This is a genomic window from Bacteroides sp. 3_1_23 (assembly GCF_000162555.1).
GTDB classification, from domain to species: Bacteria; Bacteroidota; Bacteroidia; order Bacteroidales; family Bacteroidaceae; genus Bacteroides; species Bacteroides ovatus.
Window position 1 is genome coordinate 364,369 of record NZ_GG774950.1, and the last position, 18,830, is coordinate 383,198.

The 18,830-nt window shown below is 42.6% G+C and carries 11 protein-coding genes; 9 read left to right on the forward strand and 2 right to left on the reverse strand.

Annotated elements, in window-relative coordinates; genetic code table 11:
* Nucleotides 1-11: 11 nt before the first annotated feature.
* From HMPREF9010_RS11255 to HMPREF9010_RS11235, 5 genes are all read left to right on the forward strand, one after another.
* Nucleotides 12-3,116 (forward strand): SusC/RagA family TonB-linked outer membrane protein, encoded by a 3,105-nt coding sequence (locus HMPREF9010_RS11255; protein WP_008649292.1) that lies wholly within the window; start codon nucleotides 12-14, stop codon nucleotides 3,114-3,116.
* Between the two features lie 15 nt (nucleotides 3,117-3,131).
* The gene (locus HMPREF9010_RS11250; RefSeq protein WP_008649293.1) at nucleotides 3,132-5,180 is read left to right on the forward strand and encodes a RagB/SusD family nutrient uptake outer membrane protein; all 2,049 of its coding nucleotides are present in this window, start codon (nucleotides 3,132-3,134) and stop codon (nucleotides 5,178-5,180) included.
* A gap of 20 nt (nucleotides 5,181-5,200) precedes the next feature.
* A complete protein-coding gene (locus tag HMPREF9010_RS11245) occupies nucleotides 5,201-6,220 on the forward strand; it encodes a DUF4973 domain-containing protein (protein WP_008649294.1) in 1,020 nt (339 codons plus the stop codon).
* 220 nt (nucleotides 6,221-6,440) lie between these two features.
* The gene (locus HMPREF9010_RS11240; protein WP_008649295.1) at nucleotides 6,441-7,793 is read left to right on the forward strand and encodes a sulfatase; all 1,353 of its coding nucleotides are present in this window, start codon (nucleotides 6,441-6,443) and stop codon (nucleotides 7,791-7,793) included.
* Nucleotides 7,794-7,830: 37 nt separating this feature from the next.
* Nucleotides 7,831-9,516: an arylsulfatase gene (locus HMPREF9010_RS11235; RefSeq protein WP_032852703.1), complete on the forward strand. Its 1,686-nt coding sequence runs from the start codon at nucleotides 7,831-7,833 to the stop codon at nucleotides 9,514-9,516.
* 125 nt (nucleotides 9,517-9,641) lie between these two features.
* On the opposite strand, the gene HMPREF9010_RS11230 is transcribed toward HMPREF9010_RS11235, so the two are convergent.
* Nucleotides 9,642-12,203: a hypothetical protein gene (locus tag HMPREF9010_RS11230; protein WP_008649307.1), complete on the reverse strand. Its 2,562-nt coding sequence runs from the start codon at nucleotides 12,201-12,203 to the stop codon at nucleotides 9,642-9,644.
* A 230-nt stretch (nucleotides 12,204-12,433) separates the two neighbouring features.
* Between HMPREF9010_RS11230 and HMPREF9010_RS11225 the strand changes: the two genes are divergently transcribed.
* Genes HMPREF9010_RS11225 through HMPREF9010_RS11210 form a run of 4 tightly spaced genes read left to right on the forward strand, consistent with a single transcriptional unit; the run spans nucleotide 12,434 to nucleotide 18,261 of the window.
* Nucleotides 12,434-14,026 carry an arylsulfatase gene (locus HMPREF9010_RS11225; protein WP_008649309.1) on the forward strand — a complete coding sequence of 531 codons (1,593 nt, stop codon included), beginning with the start codon at nucleotides 12,434-12,436 and terminating at the stop codon, nucleotides 14,024-14,026.
* Between the two features lie 18 nt (nucleotides 14,027-14,044).
* Complete coding sequence (locus tag HMPREF9010_RS11220; RefSeq protein WP_008649312.1) at nucleotides 14,045-15,415, forward strand: sulfatase; 1,371 nt, start codon at nucleotides 14,045-14,047, stop codon at nucleotides 15,413-15,415.
* Nucleotides 15,416-15,470: 55 nt separating this feature from the next.
* Nucleotides 15,471-16,847: an arylsulfatase B gene (locus tag HMPREF9010_RS11215; RefSeq protein WP_008649314.1), complete on the forward strand. Its 1,377-nt coding sequence runs from the start codon at nucleotides 15,471-15,473 to the stop codon at nucleotides 16,845-16,847.
* Nucleotides 16,848-16,881: 34 nt separating this feature from the next.
* On the forward strand, nucleotides 16,882-18,261 hold the full coding sequence (locus HMPREF9010_RS11210; protein WP_008649316.1) for a sulfatase: 1,380 nt from the start codon (nucleotides 16,882-16,884) through the stop codon (nucleotides 18,259-18,261).
* Between the two features lie 72 nt (nucleotides 18,262-18,333).
* Here HMPREF9010_RS11210 and HMPREF9010_RS25480 read toward each other — a convergent pair whose 3' ends face one another.
* On the reverse strand, nucleotides 18,334-18,750 hold the full coding sequence (locus tag HMPREF9010_RS25480) for a transposase (RefSeq protein WP_008649318.1): 417 nt from the start codon (nucleotides 18,748-18,750) through the stop codon (nucleotides 18,334-18,336).
* Nucleotides 18,751-18,830 lie beyond the last annotated feature (80 nt).

An 18,830-nucleotide genomic window follows, 5' to 3' on the forward strand; every position in this document is an offset into this window, starting at 1 on the left:
AAGAAGAACACATGAGAATAAAAGAATTTATTACGATTTGCCTGTTATTAGTCTCTGTTTCCCTTTTTGCTCAAGAGAAGACAATTGAAGTAACAGGAGTCGTAACGGACACGAATAAAGAACCATTAGTTGGTGTTAATGTGACAGTGAAAGATAAACCAGGTTTGGGAGCGATAACAGATATCAACGGGCGTTACAAAATTAAAATTGAAGAATTTTCTCGTTTGGTATTTTCGTATATTGGTTTCGATACGCAAGAGATACTGGTGAAACGCCAGAATGTGGTGAATATATCAATGAAAGAATCGGATGCCAGGGAAATTGATGAAGTTGTAATTACCGGAACAGGTGCGCAGAAGAAATTGACAGTGACTGGTGCGGTGACGAATGTAGATGTAGAGGCATTGAAATCAAATCCTTCGGCAAATCTTTCTAATGCATTGGCAGGAAATGTGCCGGGTGTTCTTGCTATGCAGACTTCCGGACAACCGGGTGTGAATACTTCTGAATTCTGGATTCGGGGTATATCCACTTTTGGTGCCAATAGCTCTGCATTAGTGTTGGTTGACGGTTTTGAACGTGATTTGGATGAAATCAATATCGAAGATATCGAATCCTTTACTGTATTGAAAGATGCTTCTACGACGGCGATTTACGGTTCTCGTGGTGCAAACGGTGTAGTATTGATTACTACTAAACATGGTAAAGAAGGTAAGATTAAAATCAATGCCAAAGTGGAGACTTCTTATAATGCGCGTACCATTACACCGGAATTTGCAGATGGCTATAGCTATGCTATGTTAATGAATGAAGCACGTATAACTCGTAACCAAGAGAGAATTTATCAGAACGATGAAATGGAAATTCTGCGATTGGGACTTGATCAGGATTTGTATCCGAATGTAGACTGGATGGATGTACTGTTAAAAGATGGAGCCATGACTTATCGTGCCAATCTGAATATGAGTGGTGGAGGTAGCACGGCACGTTACTTTGTATCGCTTAGTTACGTGAATGAAGAAGGTATGTACAAAACAGACGATGCCATGCGTAAGGATTACAATACTAATCCTAGTAGTCAACGTTGGAATTACCGTTTAAATACGGATATCGATGTTACGAAGACTACTCTTGTAAAAGTGGGGGTATCCGGTTCATTAAAGAAACGTAACGCACCGGGACAGGGCTCTAACGTATGGACTTCATTGATGGGGCAGAACCCAATCAGTATTCCTGTGATGTATTCTAACGGTTATATCCCTGCACATGGGACAGAAGATAATCGCAAGAATCCTTGGGTACTTGCCACACAGACTGGTTATAAAGAAATCTGGAATAATAAAATTCAAACAAATATTTCTTTGGAGCAAAAGTTGGACTTCATTACCAAAGGTTTGCGTTTTGAAGGGCGTTTCGGATTCGATACGAACAATCAGAGTGAAATAAACCGGATAAGAATGCCGGAGACATGGCGTGCTCAAAGAGAACGCGATGATGACGGAAACTTGATCTTTAAGCAACAAAGCCCCGAATCACCGATGGAACAATCCAGTGCCTCCAGTGGAGAGCGCCGTGAATTTCTGGAAGCGTTTTTACAGTACAATCGTGCATTCCACGCACATCATTTGAGTGGGACATTGAAATATAGTCAGGATGCTTATCGGACCACGGTTGATATTGGAACGGATGTAAAGAATGGCATTGCCAAACGCCACATGGGATTGGCCGGTCGTGTAAGTTATAACTGGAACTATCGCTATTTTGCTGATTTCAACTTTGGTTATAACGGTTCGGAAAATTTTGCAGATGGACATCGTTTTGGCTTTTTCCCCGCTTTTTCTCTCGCTTGGAACATAGCAGAAGAAAAGTTCATTAAGAAACATTTGAAATGGATGAATATGTTCAAGATCCGTTATTCTTATGGTAAGGTTGGTAGTGACAAACTTAAAATAGGTGATACGGAATATCGTTTCCCCTATTTGTACACGATCAAAGATGATGGAAGTGGCTGGACTTGGAGTGATTACGGCTCTTCGGACAATGTATATACGGGAATGTACTATTCGCAGCTGGCCTCTAACAATGTTACTTGGGAAATTGCAACCAAGCACGATGCGGGGGTGGATTTATCCTTATTCAATGATAAGTTTACGGCTACTGTGGATTACTTCCATGAACAGCGTGATGGTATTTATATGGAACGTAAATATCTACCGGGTATTGTGGGTGTAACTGGTAATCCGAAAGCAAATGTGGGAAGTGTCCGCTCGGAAGGTTTCGACGGTAACTTTGCTTACAAACAGAAGATAGGTAAAGTCAATCTGACTGTTCGTGGTAATTTTACTTACAGCAAAAATGAGATCCTGGAGAAAGATGAAATGAACGCAGTTTATCCTTATCAGAAAGAGGCTGGTTACAGGGTTAATCAGGCGAAGGGATTAATAGCTTTGGGATTGTTTAAAGATTACGATGATATACGCAATAGTCCGCAGCAAACTAATTGGGGAAAGGTGCAACCGGGTGACATCAAATATAAAGATGTCAATGGAGACGGAATTATTAATGGCAGTGATGAAGTAGCTATTGGTGCGACAACGAAACCTAACCTGATTTATGGTTTTGGTATCTCTGCACAATGGAAAGGGTTCGATTTCAATGCACACTTCCAGGGGGCAGGCAAGTCTTCGTTCTTCATTAATGGCCCTACTGTATATGCCTTTAGTGGTAGCCAGTGGGGAAATGTCCTGACAAATTTGGTGAAAGACCGCTATATCGATGCGGAGACAGCTGCTACATTGGGTATTCCCGCCAATGAGAATCCTAATGCTTCGTATCCTAGGCTTAGTTATGGAGGTAACGATAATAACTATAGAGCTTCTACCTATTGGCTTAGAGATGGTTCTTATTTACGTTTGAAAACATTGGAAATAGGTTATACATTGCCGAAAGCGATTGTGAACAAGATGCGGTTTAACAAGATACGTGTATTTTTCATTGGCACCAACCTCTTGACATTTGCCAAATTTAAAGAATGGGACCCGGAAATGGGAAGCACTAACGGAGAGAAATATCCGCTTGCTAAGACATTTACATTGGGATTAACTGTGAATATCTAATAAAATGCATGAAAAATGAAAAAGATATATAAACTGTATATTGGTATTATATTGAGTGTGATTGCCGTCGCTTGTTCGGATAAACTCGATTCAGACAAATATTTTAAAGACCGTCGTTCTTTGGAGGATGTTTTCACCGACAAGGAAAATACGGAAGAATGGTTAGCGAATGCCTATTCCTATTTAGGTGGATACAATCTGGAAGTGTCTAACATGCTTAATACAATTACTAATTTTGCCGATGACATCTACTTCGGCGGTAATAGTCTCGATGCATACAAGACGTTTAAGACTGGTACTTATGATGAGGGTTATCGGCATTCGTGGGATGATAGTTATAAAGGAATTCGTCAGGCATCTATCTTCATTCAGAATATTGATATGAACACGAAGTATACAGAAGAAGAGAGAGCTGATATGAAAGCGCAGGCACGTTTTGTTCGTGCTTATTATTATTGGCTATTATTACGTAAATATGGTCCCGTACCGTTGTTACCGGATGAAGGACTTGATTATACTGCCGATTATGATGATCTGGCCATTCAGCGTAGTTCGTATGATGAATGTGCGGAATATATCGAATCGGAGATGCGTCTGGCCGCTAAAGATCTGCCTTTGACCCGGGCTATTAATCAGGTAGCACGTCCTACGCGAGGAGCAGCGTTGGCGGCTCGTGCCAGAGCGTTGTTGTATGCGGCAAGTCCTATTAATAATCCTCGTCCGGGAGATCCGGATAAATTTTCGGATTTGGTCGATTATGACGGAAATTGCCTGATGTCTCAAGAATATAATGAATATAAGTGGGCAAGAGCAGCGGCTGCAGCAAGAGATGTGATGGAACTCCCCGGAGAAAATAATGGTCATCGTTATGAACTTTACCATAAAAAAGCGACTACCATTGCTGAACCCGGATATCCTGCTACCATCACTCCTTATCAGGATGGTGATTTTTCGGCAAAGACATGGAACGAAGGCGGTTATAGTGATATAGATCCTTATGAATCTTACCGGGCAGTTTTCAACGGTTCGTTAGCGATGTACCAGAACCCGGAATTGATTTTTAGTCGCGAGCGTAACCAGGGGGCCAACAGTATTGCTGAAATGGTGAAACTCCAAATGCCGAAAACATTGGGCGGAGGAAGTAATGCTTATGGTATGACACTAAAGATGTGTGATGCTTACTATATGGCAAACGGAGATGAATTCAGCAGAGAATATTTTAAGGAAGAATATCCCTCCGGTACACGTTTTGTTACCAAAGCGGAGGTGGAGGCAGGCAAATATCCTCAATTGAAAGAAGGAGTATATAAGGAATATGCGGATAGAGAACCACGCTTCTATGCTTCCGTTTCTTTCAATGGTTGTGTGTGGGCTTTACTGAAAAATGCAGAAACAACTGATTATAAGAATGACGTTGAGAAACAAGTCAACTATTATTATGGCATCAATAGCGACGGTTTCTCCGGTACTGGTGTCTATTTGCGATCCGGCATCGGTATCATGAAGTATGTACATCCGGATGACACGAATCGTAAAGAGATCAAAGCGAAAGCGGAACCTGCTATTCGATTTGCCGAAATCCTATTGATTTATGCAGAAGCCTTGAATGAGTTGGAAGATGGAGCCTCATACGACATTCCGTCGTGGGATGGAACTACCAGTTATTCCGTTAAACGTGATATTGATGAAATGAAAAAAGGCATCAGGCAAATACGTCGTCGTGCGGGTGTTCCTGATTATGCAATGCCGGAATATCAAGATCGGGAGGTATTCCGTAAGAAGCTGAAACATGAACGCATGATTGAGTTGATGGCCGAAGGACAGCGTTATTTCGATTTGCGCAGATGGAAAGATGCAGAGGTAGAAGAATCCAAGAAAAATTACGGATGTAATTTCTACATGTCCGATTCTAAGGAGCAGAGAGAGCAATTCTACACTCCGATTGAAATTGCGGACTTGCCCACTGCCTTCTCACGTAAACTCTATTTCTGGCCTATTAGCCACGATGAGTTGAAACGTAATAAGCGGTTGACACAGAATCCGGGATGGACGTACAATGATTAATCTCCTAATAAGAATATGATATGAAGAATATATATATTTACTTAAGTTTATTGGCTGCCATTGTCTTGGGAACCGCTTGTAATAATGAATGGGAAGATGAGCAGTATGAACAATACGTATCTTTCAAAGCTCCTATAGCTGCAGGAGGCGATGGTGTGACTACCATTTATGTCAGATATAAGGACAATGGAAAAGTGACCTATCAGTTACCTGTCATTGTCAGTGGATCTACGGTGAATACACAGGACAGAGATATTCATATAGCAGTGGATGCAGATACGCTAAGAACGTTGAACATCGAGCGTTTTAGTCTTTATCGTCCGGAGTTGTGGTATACTGAAATGGAGGAAGACAAATATGAATTTCCCGAAACGGTACATATCCCTGCCGGTTCGTGTGTAGAGCAATTGAACATCGATTTCAATTTACAAGGCATTGATATGTTGGAAAAATGGGTTTTGCCTTTAAGTATTGTTGATGATGCATCATCTAACTATCAAAGTCATCCGCGCAAGAATTATGCAAAAGCTTTATTGAGAGTGGTTCCTTTTAACGATTATTCCGGTTCGTACACGGCTTCTTCCATGAAAGTGTACACCTATATAAATGGCAAGCCTGATACCAATGCAAGAACAATGGACAAGCGTACAGGGTATGTGGTAGATAATAATACCGTATTCTTTTATGCCGGTCTGATTAATGAGGATATGGATAAGGATATACGTAAGAAATACAAAATCAATGTGCACTTTAAAGAAGATGGAACATTGGATATGGTGCCGGATGATCCGACTAATGAGATGGAGTTCCAATTGATAGGAACACCTATTTATAGCAGTACATCGATTATGGACGCTACCCGTCCTTACTTGGAACGTCGTTATGTTCAAATTATGTTTGAATACGATTTTCAAGATTTTACCTATGGTGGAAGTGGTACGGAAGTTATTCCTATCAAGTATAGAGTAGAAGGAAGCATGACGCTTCAACGGAACATCAATACGCAGATTCCGGATGAAGATCAACAGATTGAATGGTAATCTTATAAATGAGTAGAGATAGGGAAGATATTAGGAATAGTGTCTTCCCTATTTTGTTTATATATAGGTTACAAACTGCTATTCTTCATCTCTGTTTACCTGTTTTTTTCCTTTATTGATTTGTATTTTTCCCTTTCTCTTAAAAAACTTCTCTACTTTTGCTACATAAGTCAGTCACACGAAACCGACAAAAAGCATAGTTAATTAAATCAGAATAATTATGAACATCAAAAAACATTTGCCTTGGTTGGGAGCTTTATTACCCGTGGCCAGTATGCAGGCAGAGACAAAACCCAATGTGGTCGTCATCTATGTAGATGATATGGGAATCGGAGATATCGGTTGTTATGGAGGTAAGTTTGTTCCTACTCCGAATATTGATAAGATAGCGCAGGACGGATTGTTATTCAATCAGTATTATTCATCCGCACCGGTCAGCTCACCTTCACGTTGTGGATTGACAACAGGCAAATTCCCGATTGAAGTAGGAATTAATACTTTTTTAAATAATAAAGCCAGCAACAAGAAGTGTGAACAGCGTAACTTTTTGAGTGACAAGAATCCTTCCATGGCACGTGCTTTCCAAAGTGCAGGTTATGCCACCGGACACATAGGTAAATGGCACATGGGAGGCGGGCGCGACGTGCACAATGCACCTTCTATTAAAAATTATGGTTTTGACGAATATATATCGACGTATGAAAGTCCGGACCCGGAACCGGCAATCACTGCTACGAACTGGATATGGTCGGCCAAAGACAGCGTAAAACGCTGGAGACGTACCGAGTACTTTGTAAACAAGAGCATCGACTTTGTCAAACGTCATAAAGACCAGCCTTTCTTTTTGAATCTCTGGCCGGATGATATGCATACCCCTTGGGTACCGGAATTTAAGCAAAAGGATAACAAAAGCTGGAATACAGAAGAAGCCTTCATCCCTGTTCTTGCTGAAATGGACAAACAGATCGGACGTTTTATCAAAGCATTGGATGAGTTGGGATTGTCGGAAAATACAATCGTGATTTTCACTAGTGATAATGGACCGGCGCCCAGTTTCCAATCCGCTCGTGCTGCCTATTTAAGAGGAACGAAGAACAGCCTTTATGAAGGTGGAATTCGTATGCCGTTCCTTATAAAATACCCCAAGAGAATAAAGGCTGGACAAGTGAATAATGAAAGCGTACTGTGTGCAGTCGATTTATATCCCTCTTTATGTGCGATAGCCGGAATTGAAACAGAGAAAGGTTATCAGGGAGACGGACAAAATTATGATAAAGTTCTTCTGGGTAAATCGAAAGCTAAACGTAAAACAGACCTGATGTGGGATTTCGGTAGAAACCAATTCTTTAAGAAACCGGGAAATGCAAACGACAGAAGTCCTCATCTGGCTATACGCAGTGGCAACTGGAAGCTATTGATAAATAACGATGGAAGCGATGCACAGCTGTACGATATTGAAAAAGACAAATTCGAGAAGAACGATGTGGCGCAGTCGTATCCGGAAGTCGTAGCTAAGTTGAGCAAAAAAGTATGTAAATGGTTTGCGGAGAACAAAGACAAAGGAAAAGAGTAATACAATGAAAAACAAATTATAAACCAATATTAAATTTATGAATTCTAAATTATTACTATTACCGACCGTCTTGGTGGTTGCTGGCCATTCTGCAGCAGAGGCGAAAGGCAAGAAATCGGACAAACGTCCTAATATCCTGATAATTCTTGCAGATGACCTTGGTTATTCCGATCTGGGATGCTATGGTAGCGAGATTCATACTCCTAATTTGGATAAACTGGCACAAGAAGGAGTACGCTTTAATCATTTCTATAATGCAAGTCGTAGTTGCCCGACTCGTGCTTCCCTGTTGACGGGACTTTACCAGCATCAAGCCGGAATCGGACGAATGACCTTTGATGCTCACTTGCCGGGTTACCGAGGAACACTCTCACGCAATGCCGTTACCATTGCCGAGGTGTTGAAAGAAGCAGGATATACCACCAGTATGGTTGGAAAATGGCATGTTGCAGAGACTCCACTCCGTAAAGACCAACGCGAATGGTTGGCACACCGTGTCTTCCATGATACATTCTCTGATTTATGTCATTATCCTGTCAATCGTGGGTTTGATTCTCACTATGGAGTAATTTATGGAGTGGTGGATTACTTTGATCCGTTCAGCTTGGTAGAAGGTGAAGTGCCTATAAAGGAAGTACCTAAAGGATATTATATAACCCAAGCTCTTTCTGATCGTGCCGTACAGGAGGTAGAAGAATATGCAAAGGATGATAAACCATTCTTTATGTACTTGGCTTATACAGCACCGCATTGGCCGCTGCATGCACTTCCTGAAGATATTGAGAAATATAAGGATACTTATAAAGTAGGTTGGGAAGCTATCCGTAATGCCCGTTATGAACGTCAAAAGCAGTTGGGTATTTTCCCGGGAATGGATAACTTTTTGTCCGAACGTCAGTTTCATGACAAATGGGAAGACAATCCACATGCAGAATGGGATGCCCGTGCGATGGCCGTTCACGCTGCAATGATCGACCGTGTAGATCAGGGTATCGGACAAATTATCGAGGCTTTGAAAAAGACCGGACAGCTTGATAATACATTGATTCTTTTCTTGTCTGATAATGGTTGCAGTAATGAAGACTGCCAGAACATGTCTGGTGGAGAGAACGACCGTCCGGATATGACTCGTGATGGAAAGAAAATCATTTACCCGCGTAATAAACAAGTATTGCCTGGACCACAGACTACATACGCTTCATTGGGAGCCCGTTGGTCTAATGTAGCGAATACTCCATTCCGCTTTTGGAAAGCTAAATCTTATGAGGGAGGAATCTGTACTCCGATGATTGCCCATTGGCCGAAGGGAATTAAAAAGAACGTAGGTGGCATGACATCTGAAATAGGTCATGTGATGGACATCATGGCTACTTGTGTCGATTTAGCGGATGCTGAATATCCAACTACCTATAAAGGACATGATATTCTTCCAATGGAAGGAAAGAGCTTACTTCCTATCTTCAAGACCGGACATCGCAAGGGACACGACTATCTGGGCTTTGAACACTTCAACGAACGTGCTTTTCTTTCCAATGATGGCTGGAAACTGGTTCGCCCGAAAAATAACTCTCAATGGGAATTGTACAATTTGAATGAAGACCGGAGCGAGCAACATGATCTGGCTGCTAAATATCCGGAGAAGGTGGCAGAAATGTCAAAAGCATACGAAGCATGGGCTAAGCGTTGCATGGTAGAACCTTACCCGGGACAGAAAAAGAAATAACTGTCATTCCATTTAAAACGGAATGAATAGAAACATTGAAAGAATAATGGGGATGAAGGATTCCGGATCAGGAATAACTTCATCCCCATTAATAATATCGGCTATGAGGTTATCTACAACAAGAACTATTGCTCCGCTTGCCCGATTGTAGAATACTTCATACTTCCTATTTGTCCATCCTTACTCATCGTTTCCGCCTGAATAATCACCGGAGTGGAATATTGGTTATTATAACATTCAATCACAGCTTTTCCATTTTCATCTGTCCGTACAGACGGATTCCAGTAGAGCGTCCGTCTTTTGTCTACTTTATCCATATACAATTCCTTGGTCGGGTAGGCAGGTGAATAATATTCCAGTGCATGAGTATATCCCTGAATGACTGTTTGCCGGGTACCAAGTACGGCAGTCTGACTTTTGTTCAATACATCGCGTCTGGGTAGGGGAATCAGGTAGAAAACACTGTATTTATCCAGTTTGCTGATATCCACTCCCGTACTATCCGTAACTTCGGACATTTTGGTGTTTTGAATGATGTCGTCATCAATGCCTCCGGTTCCTTTGCTGATGATGATAGAAGCCAGTCCATCCACTTCGGTCAACATCATTTGAGTTTCTGTCTCGGATAAAATGTGGTTATCCATGATATAGCAGATTGGTTTCTGCCGATAAGTAAGCTTGTCATTGCTACGATCCCAATCGAATTGCGGACTTAACTTTTCCATTAATTCCGGAATAGTTGTGACAATCTTCCCATTGTCACGTAATAAATCTACAGAACGGCGTACGTCGTAATAAGCGTCAATGCTTTTCTCATTGATTTTAGTAGCCATATTACTTCCTTGCCGGTGTTTGCTTTTGATTTCCACTTCATCCAATACATAAAGTCCTTCTACTTTCCGGATAGAATCCATGTATAGAGAATCAAAATTCTCGGCTTTTTGTAGCCAGTGGGTCAAGTCCTTCCATTCAGGATGAAGCTCCTTGTAGCCGTAGGCTCGGGGAGCAGGTGAGAAATTACGGTCGATCAGGATGGATGCATCCTTGTTGCGTTCTTTACCGACTTTCCGGGTTTGGATCACCGCTTCCGTGGTTCCTTCAAAGTCTTCTACAGGAATGGTGAAACGACCGTTTTCATCGGTCACGGTTCCTCCAGTGATAAATTGGTCATCTTTCTTCACTATCACACTAAGCGCTATATCTTTCAGCTTATTCTTGAGGATCGTTGATTTAACCTGCCCGTTCAACACTAATTGAGCTTCCGGTAACTGCAACGGAGTGAAAGGAGCAGTAGAAATGGCTTGGCTCATGTCATATTTACGCCATCCATGCACCATTAATAATATATCCAGTTCCGTTTGCTTCCGGGGAGACGGCGATACAAAATAATAACCGGGCTGATGGATATATCCTTTTAAATCAGATGTTAACAGCAAATCAGTGAAGATGTTATTGTCATACTCCAGATAATCTGACCGGACGGCATCCCGGATGCTGACTGATACATCTCCCGATACCGGTTCTCCTTTGGCATTCTTTACCTGTAACTCACAACGAATAGGAGCGTAGGGAGTATACACCTCTTTCAGTCCCTCTGTGGATAGTTGTAGAGGAGCACGTGGATTGGAAAAGACAAAACGCTCGCATAACGTATTACCAGCTCGGTTGATGAGGCTGACTTGCAGTACACCTGCCGGTAGTTTGCGGGTAGGCAGAATGAACTCTTGTGGAGCGTCCGCCCGGCAACTAATCAATTGATGAACATACGGCCGCCCCTGATGACTGATAAATACAGCCAATGTGTCTTGAGGAGTAGCGGTATTGCAGGATACTTTCACCAAAAGGGCACCGGCATTGTTGACAGTACTCAACACATACCCGTTAGGCAACGCCTGTGGAAGGGTAAATTCATATTTCTTTCCTTGAAAATCGACTTTGGCAACAGCCGGTTGTGCAGAAGGTGTATATTCAAAATGCCCCATTCCATCGTGCAAAGTCTCGAAAGAAGTGATTTCTGCTCCTTCTTTGGTATAGAGCGTTCCCGACAATTCTATATTCCCCTCATTTTTACTCTCCGCCTTGAAAGCCACTTGCGAAGTCACTCCTTCCACTAATTGCCCTCCTTCGGGAAAAAAGCGCACACTCAACTTCTCCTTAGTTTCCGACGGACGGTTCTCCATCGACGGACTAAGTTCGTAAGTTGTGATACTACGTTCCAGCTTATCACTATTCGCAAGTTGATAAATCGGGAAAGTGCGTGAGAAATACTGCGGTTCGTTGAAAGCAAGCATCCAGCGGGTATAGGCACGTACCTCATAATAGCCGGATAACATGGAACGGGGAAGAACGAATTGTCCGTTCCCTTCTCCCTGCGTCAGTTTGATGATTTGTTTATCTGCTATATGTCCTGTCTGATCCACCAGTTCTACATACAGAGGGCGGCTGATCTGACTGAAAATCTGTTGTTCGGCAAGAGTGACATAAGCCTTAAACCAGATCGTATCTCCAACATAATAACTCGTATTGTCAAAATGCAAATACGCTTTCTCTCGTGGAAAGTTGTTGGCAAATGTCTGTGCTTGGTTCATGTATTGTTGGAATATAACTTTGGCAGGAGGAATCTCTCCCCATGCTATTGCTAGTGATAAGCAAAAAGAAAGAAGAAAAAGAATTCGTTTGTTTTTCATTTCAATAGGTTTTTAACTAAAATGCAAAGTTAGAATATATTGACCTAAAAATAGAAAACTAATTGTTCAATAAAGGAAAAAAACTATTCAGAGTAGAAATAAAAGTTCATGGACGCATTGTATATCTGTTGGATAGCATATATACCTGATTTTGTTCTTTATTGATTAGCATTTTTCCTTCCTTTTGCATAAACTTCCCTATTTTTGTTTTCCAGACAATTGATAATACTATGGTAAAGAAGAATTTCTTAATGACTGCCCCCTTACTGATGGCATCGTTTTGTTCGGCACAGGAAAAGCCGAACGTCGTACTGATTATGGTAGATGATATGGGTTATTCCGATATCGGCTGCTACGGTGGAGAAATACTGACCCCTAATATTGATGCATTGGCATCCAAAGGAGTACGTTTCACGCAATTCTACAATACTTCACGTTCATGTCCCGCCCGGGCTAGTTTAATGACAGGACTATATCAACATCAGGCAGGTATCGGTCAGATGTCCGAAGACCCGTTTAAAAATCCCGGCCAGAAGAGTCCGAATGATTGGGGAGTGCCGGGATACAAAGGATTCCTCAACCGCAATTGTGTCACAATAGCCGAAGTTCTGAAAGAAGGCGGCTACCATACCTATATGGCAGGTAAATGGCATCTGGGAATGCATGGAGAAGAAAAGTGGCCCTTGCAACGGGGATTTGAACGCTTCTACGGAATTTTGGCAGGAGCTTGCAGTTATCTCCGTCCATCGGGAGGACGCGGCTTAACCCTTGACAATACAAAACTTCCGGAGCCGGAAGCACCTTATTATACAACAGATGCATTTACCGATTACGCAATCCGCTTTGTTGATGAGCAGAAAGACGACAAACCTTTCTTCCTATATCTAGCATTTAACGCTCCTCACTGGCCGTTGCAGGCAAAAGAAGAAGATATTCAAAAATTCACGAAGATCTATCGTGAGAAAGGATGGGATGAAATTCGTGAAGCAAGACGCAAACGGATGACTAAGTTGGGAATCATTGATCCGAACACAGAGTTTGCCGAATGGGAAAATCGGAAATGGGACGAACTGACAGAGAAGGAAAAAGATGAAGTAGCCTACCGGATGGCCGTTTATGCAGCGCAGGTGCATTGTGTAGATTATAATGTAGGAAAACTGCTGGACTATCTGAAGAAGAATCATAAACTGGATAACACGCTTGTCATGTTCTTGTCCGACAACGGTGCTTGTGCCGAGCCATACGCTGAATTGGGAGGAGGGAAAGTGTCTGAAATCAACAATCCGGCTTGTAGCGTGTTCCCTTCTTACGGAAGAGCATGGGCACAGGTTTCCAATACTCCGTTCCGTAAATACAAATGCCGTTCTTATGAAGGAGGTATTTCTACCCCTCTCATCGTGTCGTGGAAAAGCAATCTGAAGAATAAGAAAGGTGAATGGTGCCGTGTTCCCGGTTATTTGCCGGACATTATGCCGACCATCCTGGAAGCAACAGGAGCCGCCTATCCGGAAACTTATCACGGCGGAAATAAAATATATCCATTGGTAGGCAGTAGCCTTTTCCCTGCTATTCAAAAGAAAGCAGACTCTATCCATGAATATATGTATTGGGAACATCAGAACAATAGAGCGATCCGCTGGGGAAACTGGAAAGCAGTCCGCGACGAAAAAGGAAAAGAATGGGAATTGTACGATGTGGTTAAAGACCGTACCGAACGTAACAATCTGGCAGAACAGCACCCTGAAGTGCTTACCAAGTTAGTTGCCGAATGGGAGAAATGGGCGAATTCAAACTTTGTATTACCGAAACATCCGAAGAAATAAATAAAGGAGGAACACAAAATGAATAAATTACTAGTAAGTGCATCCGTAGCCTTGGGAGCTACCAGCCTGTCTTTCGCCCAGCAAACGGAAAAACCGAACTTCCTATTGTTCATAGCCGACGATTGTTCTCATTATGACTTGGGCTGTTATGGCAGTGTTGATTCGAAAACTCCGAATATCGACCGCTTTGCCACACAGGGAGTACGTTTCACACAAGCCTATCAGGCCGTTCCGATGTCGTCGCCTACCCGGCACAATCTATATACCGGTTTGTGGCCTGTACGCAGCGGAGCTTACCCCAACCATACTTGTGCCAATGAAGGCACATTGAGCGTTGTACACCACCTGCAACCGTTGGGTTATAAAGTCGCGTTGATCGGGAAATCGCATATTGCCCCGAAATCAGTATTTCCTTTCGACCTTTATGTACCTCCTTTGAAAGGTGGGGACTTGAATTTTGAAGCAATTCAGAAATTTATTTCCGATTGCAAGGCGAAAGGCGAACCTTTCTGTCTGTTTGTAGCCTCCAATCAACCGCATACTCCCTGGAATAAAGGCGATGCCTCTCAATTTAATGCGGACAAACTGACACTGCCTCCTATGTATGTAGATATTCCCCAGACTCGCGAGTTGTTTACCCATTATCTGGCAGAGATCAATTATATGGACCAGGAATTCGGCAATGTCCTTTCTATTTTAGATAAGGAAAAAATGACGGATAAATCTGTTGTCGTATATTTGAGCGAACAAGGCAACAGCCTGCCTTTTGCCAAATGGACTTGCTATGATGCGGGGGTACACTCTGCCTGTATCGTTCGTTGGCCGGGAGTGGTTAAGCCGGGAAGCGTAAGTGACGCGTTGGTAGAATACGTAGATATTGTCCCTACTTTTGTCGATATAATAGGAGGAAAGCCGCAGGCAAAAGTAGATGGCGAAAGCTTTAAACCGGTATTGACAGGCAAGAAGAAAGCACACAAGAAATATTCTTTCTCCCTTCAGACCACGAGAGGCATCAATGCCGGATCTCCTTATTATGGCATCCGTTCGGTATACGACGGCCGATACAGATATATTGTCAATCTCACCCCGGAAGCTACTTTCCAGAATGTTGAAACAAGATCTCCTTTGTTTAAAGAGTGGAAAAGTCTGGCGGAAACGGATAGTCATGCAAAAGCGATGACGACTAAATATCAGCATCGTCCTGCTATCGAATTGTATGATGTGAAGAACGACCCGTATTGTATGAAAAATCTGGCGGAGGACGCGAAACAAGCTTCTACCATCAGCCGCTTGGATAAAGAGTTGAAACGCTGGATGAAGGATTGTGGAGACGAAGGACAACCGACCGAAATACGTGCCTTCGAACACATGCCGGGAAAGAGAAAATAAACCGTCACACATCAAAACGAATGAAACACAGAATGTTATTTATAAATCGTATATCATGAAAAAAGAATTTTTTGGTTTGCTTTGTGGATGTACTCTGCTTCCGGCATTTCTTCATGCGCAGACAGAGCGTCCTAATATTGTGATTGTATTGGCCGACGATTTGGGTTGGGGTGATGTAGGATTTCATGGTAGTGAAATCAAGACTCCCTGTTTGGATGCTCTGGTGGGCGAAGGAGTGGAACTCGAACGCTTTTACACTTCTCCCATCAGTACGCCTACCCGTGCGGGGCTGATGACGGGACGTTACCCGAACCGGTTTGGTGTCCGTTCGGCTGTTATTCCGCCCTGGCGTGAGGACGGACTGGATGAGAATGAAGAAACGATGGCCGATATGCTGGCACGTAACGGATATAAGAACAGAGCCATTATTGGTAAGTGGCATCTGGGGCATACCAAGAAAGTGCACTATCCGATGAATAGGGGCTTTTCGCATTTCTATGGTCATCTGAACGGTGCGATAGATTATTTCGACCTGACGCGTGAAGGAGAACTGGACTGGCACAACGACTGGGAAACCTGCCACGACAAAGGATATTCTACCGAATTGATAACCAAAGAAGCCATCCGCTGTATCGATGCATACGAGAAAGAAGGTCCGTTTATGTTGTATGTGGCCTATAATGCACCTCATACACCTTTGCAGGCACAGGAAAAAGATATAAAACTCTATACTGACAATTTCGACAGCCTGACACCGAAAGAACAGAAAAAAGCGACTTACAGTGCAATGGTTTCCTGTATGGACAGGGGAATCGGTGCTATTGTAGATGCCTTGAAGAAGAAAGGAATTATGGACAACACTTTCTTTATCTTCTTTAGTGATAACGGCACTGCCGGTGTTCCGGGATCTTCATCAGGACCTTTACGTGGACATAAATTTGACGAGTGGGACGGAGGGGTACATGCACCGGCTGTTCTTTATTGGAAGAAAGCAGAGAAACAATATAAGAACTTGAGCTCACAAGTGACAGGTTTTGTTGACCTTGTTCCCACATTGAAAGATTTGGTAGGAGATCACAGCCGTCCGAAACGTGAATATGACGGCATCAGCATCCTCCCTGTATTAAACGGTAAAAAGACCTGTATCGACCGCGATTTTTATCTGGGACACGGAGCAGTAGTCAATAAAGACTATAAGCTGATAAGAAAAGGTATGAAACCGGGACTGGATTTGAAACAGGATTTCTTGGTTGATTATAAAACAGATCCTTACGAAAAGAAAAATGCCAGCGCAGGAAACGAGAAAATTGTGAAAGCTTTGTATGAGGTTGCCCTGAAATATGACACGATCACTCCTTGTGTACCGGAAGTACCTTACGGTAAAGGTCGTGACGGATTCAAAGCTCCTAAAGAATGGAAAGTAGTACGTTGAATCTGTTAACCCTATGAATTGAAAATAATACAAGATGGAAAAATCAATGATTAGTTTATGCCTCTTAGGCGGATTGGCGATAGGAAACGGGTTTGCCCAAACTCCTTCAAAGCCTAATATATTATTAATCATAGCCGATGACTGCTCCTATTACGATATAGGCTGTTTCGGAGCGGTCAACAACAAGACTCCCCATATAGATGCATTGGCTCGACAGGGGATAAAGTTCAACAGTGTGTATAATTCTGTTTCGATGAGTACGCCTACCCGGCATTGTGTTTATACAGGTATGTATCCGATGCATCATGGCGGTTACGCCAACCATAGCTCGGTTAATGCCGATGTAAAATCTCTCCCTACTTATCTGGGAAATCTGGGTTATCGGGTTGGATTGGCCGGGAAGTGGCATATCAAACCTTTGGCTAACTTCCCATTCGAAGATGTACCGGGATTCCCCAAAGGATGTACAAGCCCAAACACTGACTATCATACCAAAGGTATCGAGAAGTTTATGGAGCGTGATGCTTCCCAACCTTTCTGCCTTGTCTTGGCTTCTATTAATTCGCATGCTCCCTGGACAGGTGGTGACGCTTCCGTTTTCGACCGGAAGAAACTTCAGTTGCCGCCACAGTTTATCGACACGGAAGTGACGCGTGAATACTATGCCAGATATTTGGCGGAAGTCGGCTTGCTCGATCAGCAGGTGGGTGACGCTATGCAGATTCTGAAAGAAAAGAATCTGCTGCAGAACACTCTTGTCATTTTCATATCCGAGCAAGGTACGCAATTTGCCGGAGCCAAATGGACCAATTGGAGTGCCGGTGTCAAGTCGGCGATGGTGGCTTCCTGGCCGGGTGTCATTAAACCCGGTACGGAGACTTCCGCTATTGTGCAATATGAAGACCTTCTTCCTACATTTATCGATGTTGCAGGCGGAAAGGTGCCTGACGTAATAGATGGAAAGAGTCTGGTAGATGTATTTCAAGGGAAAACAAAGACACACCATAAGTATGCTTATCATGTTCACAACAATGTTCCGGAAGGTCCGGCATATCCAATCCGTTCTATTTCAGACGGACGCTATCGTCTAATCTGGAACTTGACTCCGGAGGAAACATACGTAGAAAAGCATATTGAAAAGGCAGAATGGTATCTCTCGTGGAAAGCACAGGACACGGATCAGGCACATAAAATCATGAACCGCTATAAGAATCGTCCCGAGTTCGAATTATATGATATCAAGAAAGATCCGTTTGAAATGAACAATCTGGCGGATGTGAAGAAATATAGTAAGAAGAAGGCAGAACTAACGATGGAACTGCAAAAATGGATGAAACAGCAAAATGATACCGGAGCTGATAAAGACCGGCCGCGTGCTCCTAAGAATAGGCAGAAGAAAGCAGCCAATGTATAATATTCGTAATGCTACCGCCTGTTGCTCTCTGAAAGAGATTTAGGTTCTTCGTCAAATTTGGTGGTACTTCTTCTATTGTGAATAAATAATCTTCGCTCTCAGTAGTTTAATTCCTGCCCTATTGTACATCTGTCTTTTTACCGCTTTAATTTTATTCACTGTCCCCTCCAGTAATCCGTTACTGAAGGGGATATCAATAGCTGCCTGTACTGCCTCCCAGTCTTTTTCAATACCATATGCAAAGTTCGTCAGTGCCATATTCCGTGTTGCCTTCGCTTTTTCAATCCACTTTCTAATATCCTTATCATAAGTGTTCCCATTAATCATATCTCTGAAATTCTGACACACGCTTAAAAGTTCTTTAATCTGCGGTGAGGACTTATACAGTTCCGCTAGTTTAGGATTATCCGATTCTCCCTTTAGAATGTATTTGCGTATCTGATTCTGTGAAACTCTCTGTATTTTACTTCTGTTTTCAATTGCTCTCATTATGCTCCTTGACTTCCTTCCTTCCTTTTGTTTGTATACCTTTTTCGTCTAAGCTGGATGTTATCCTTCCAATAAGTGCG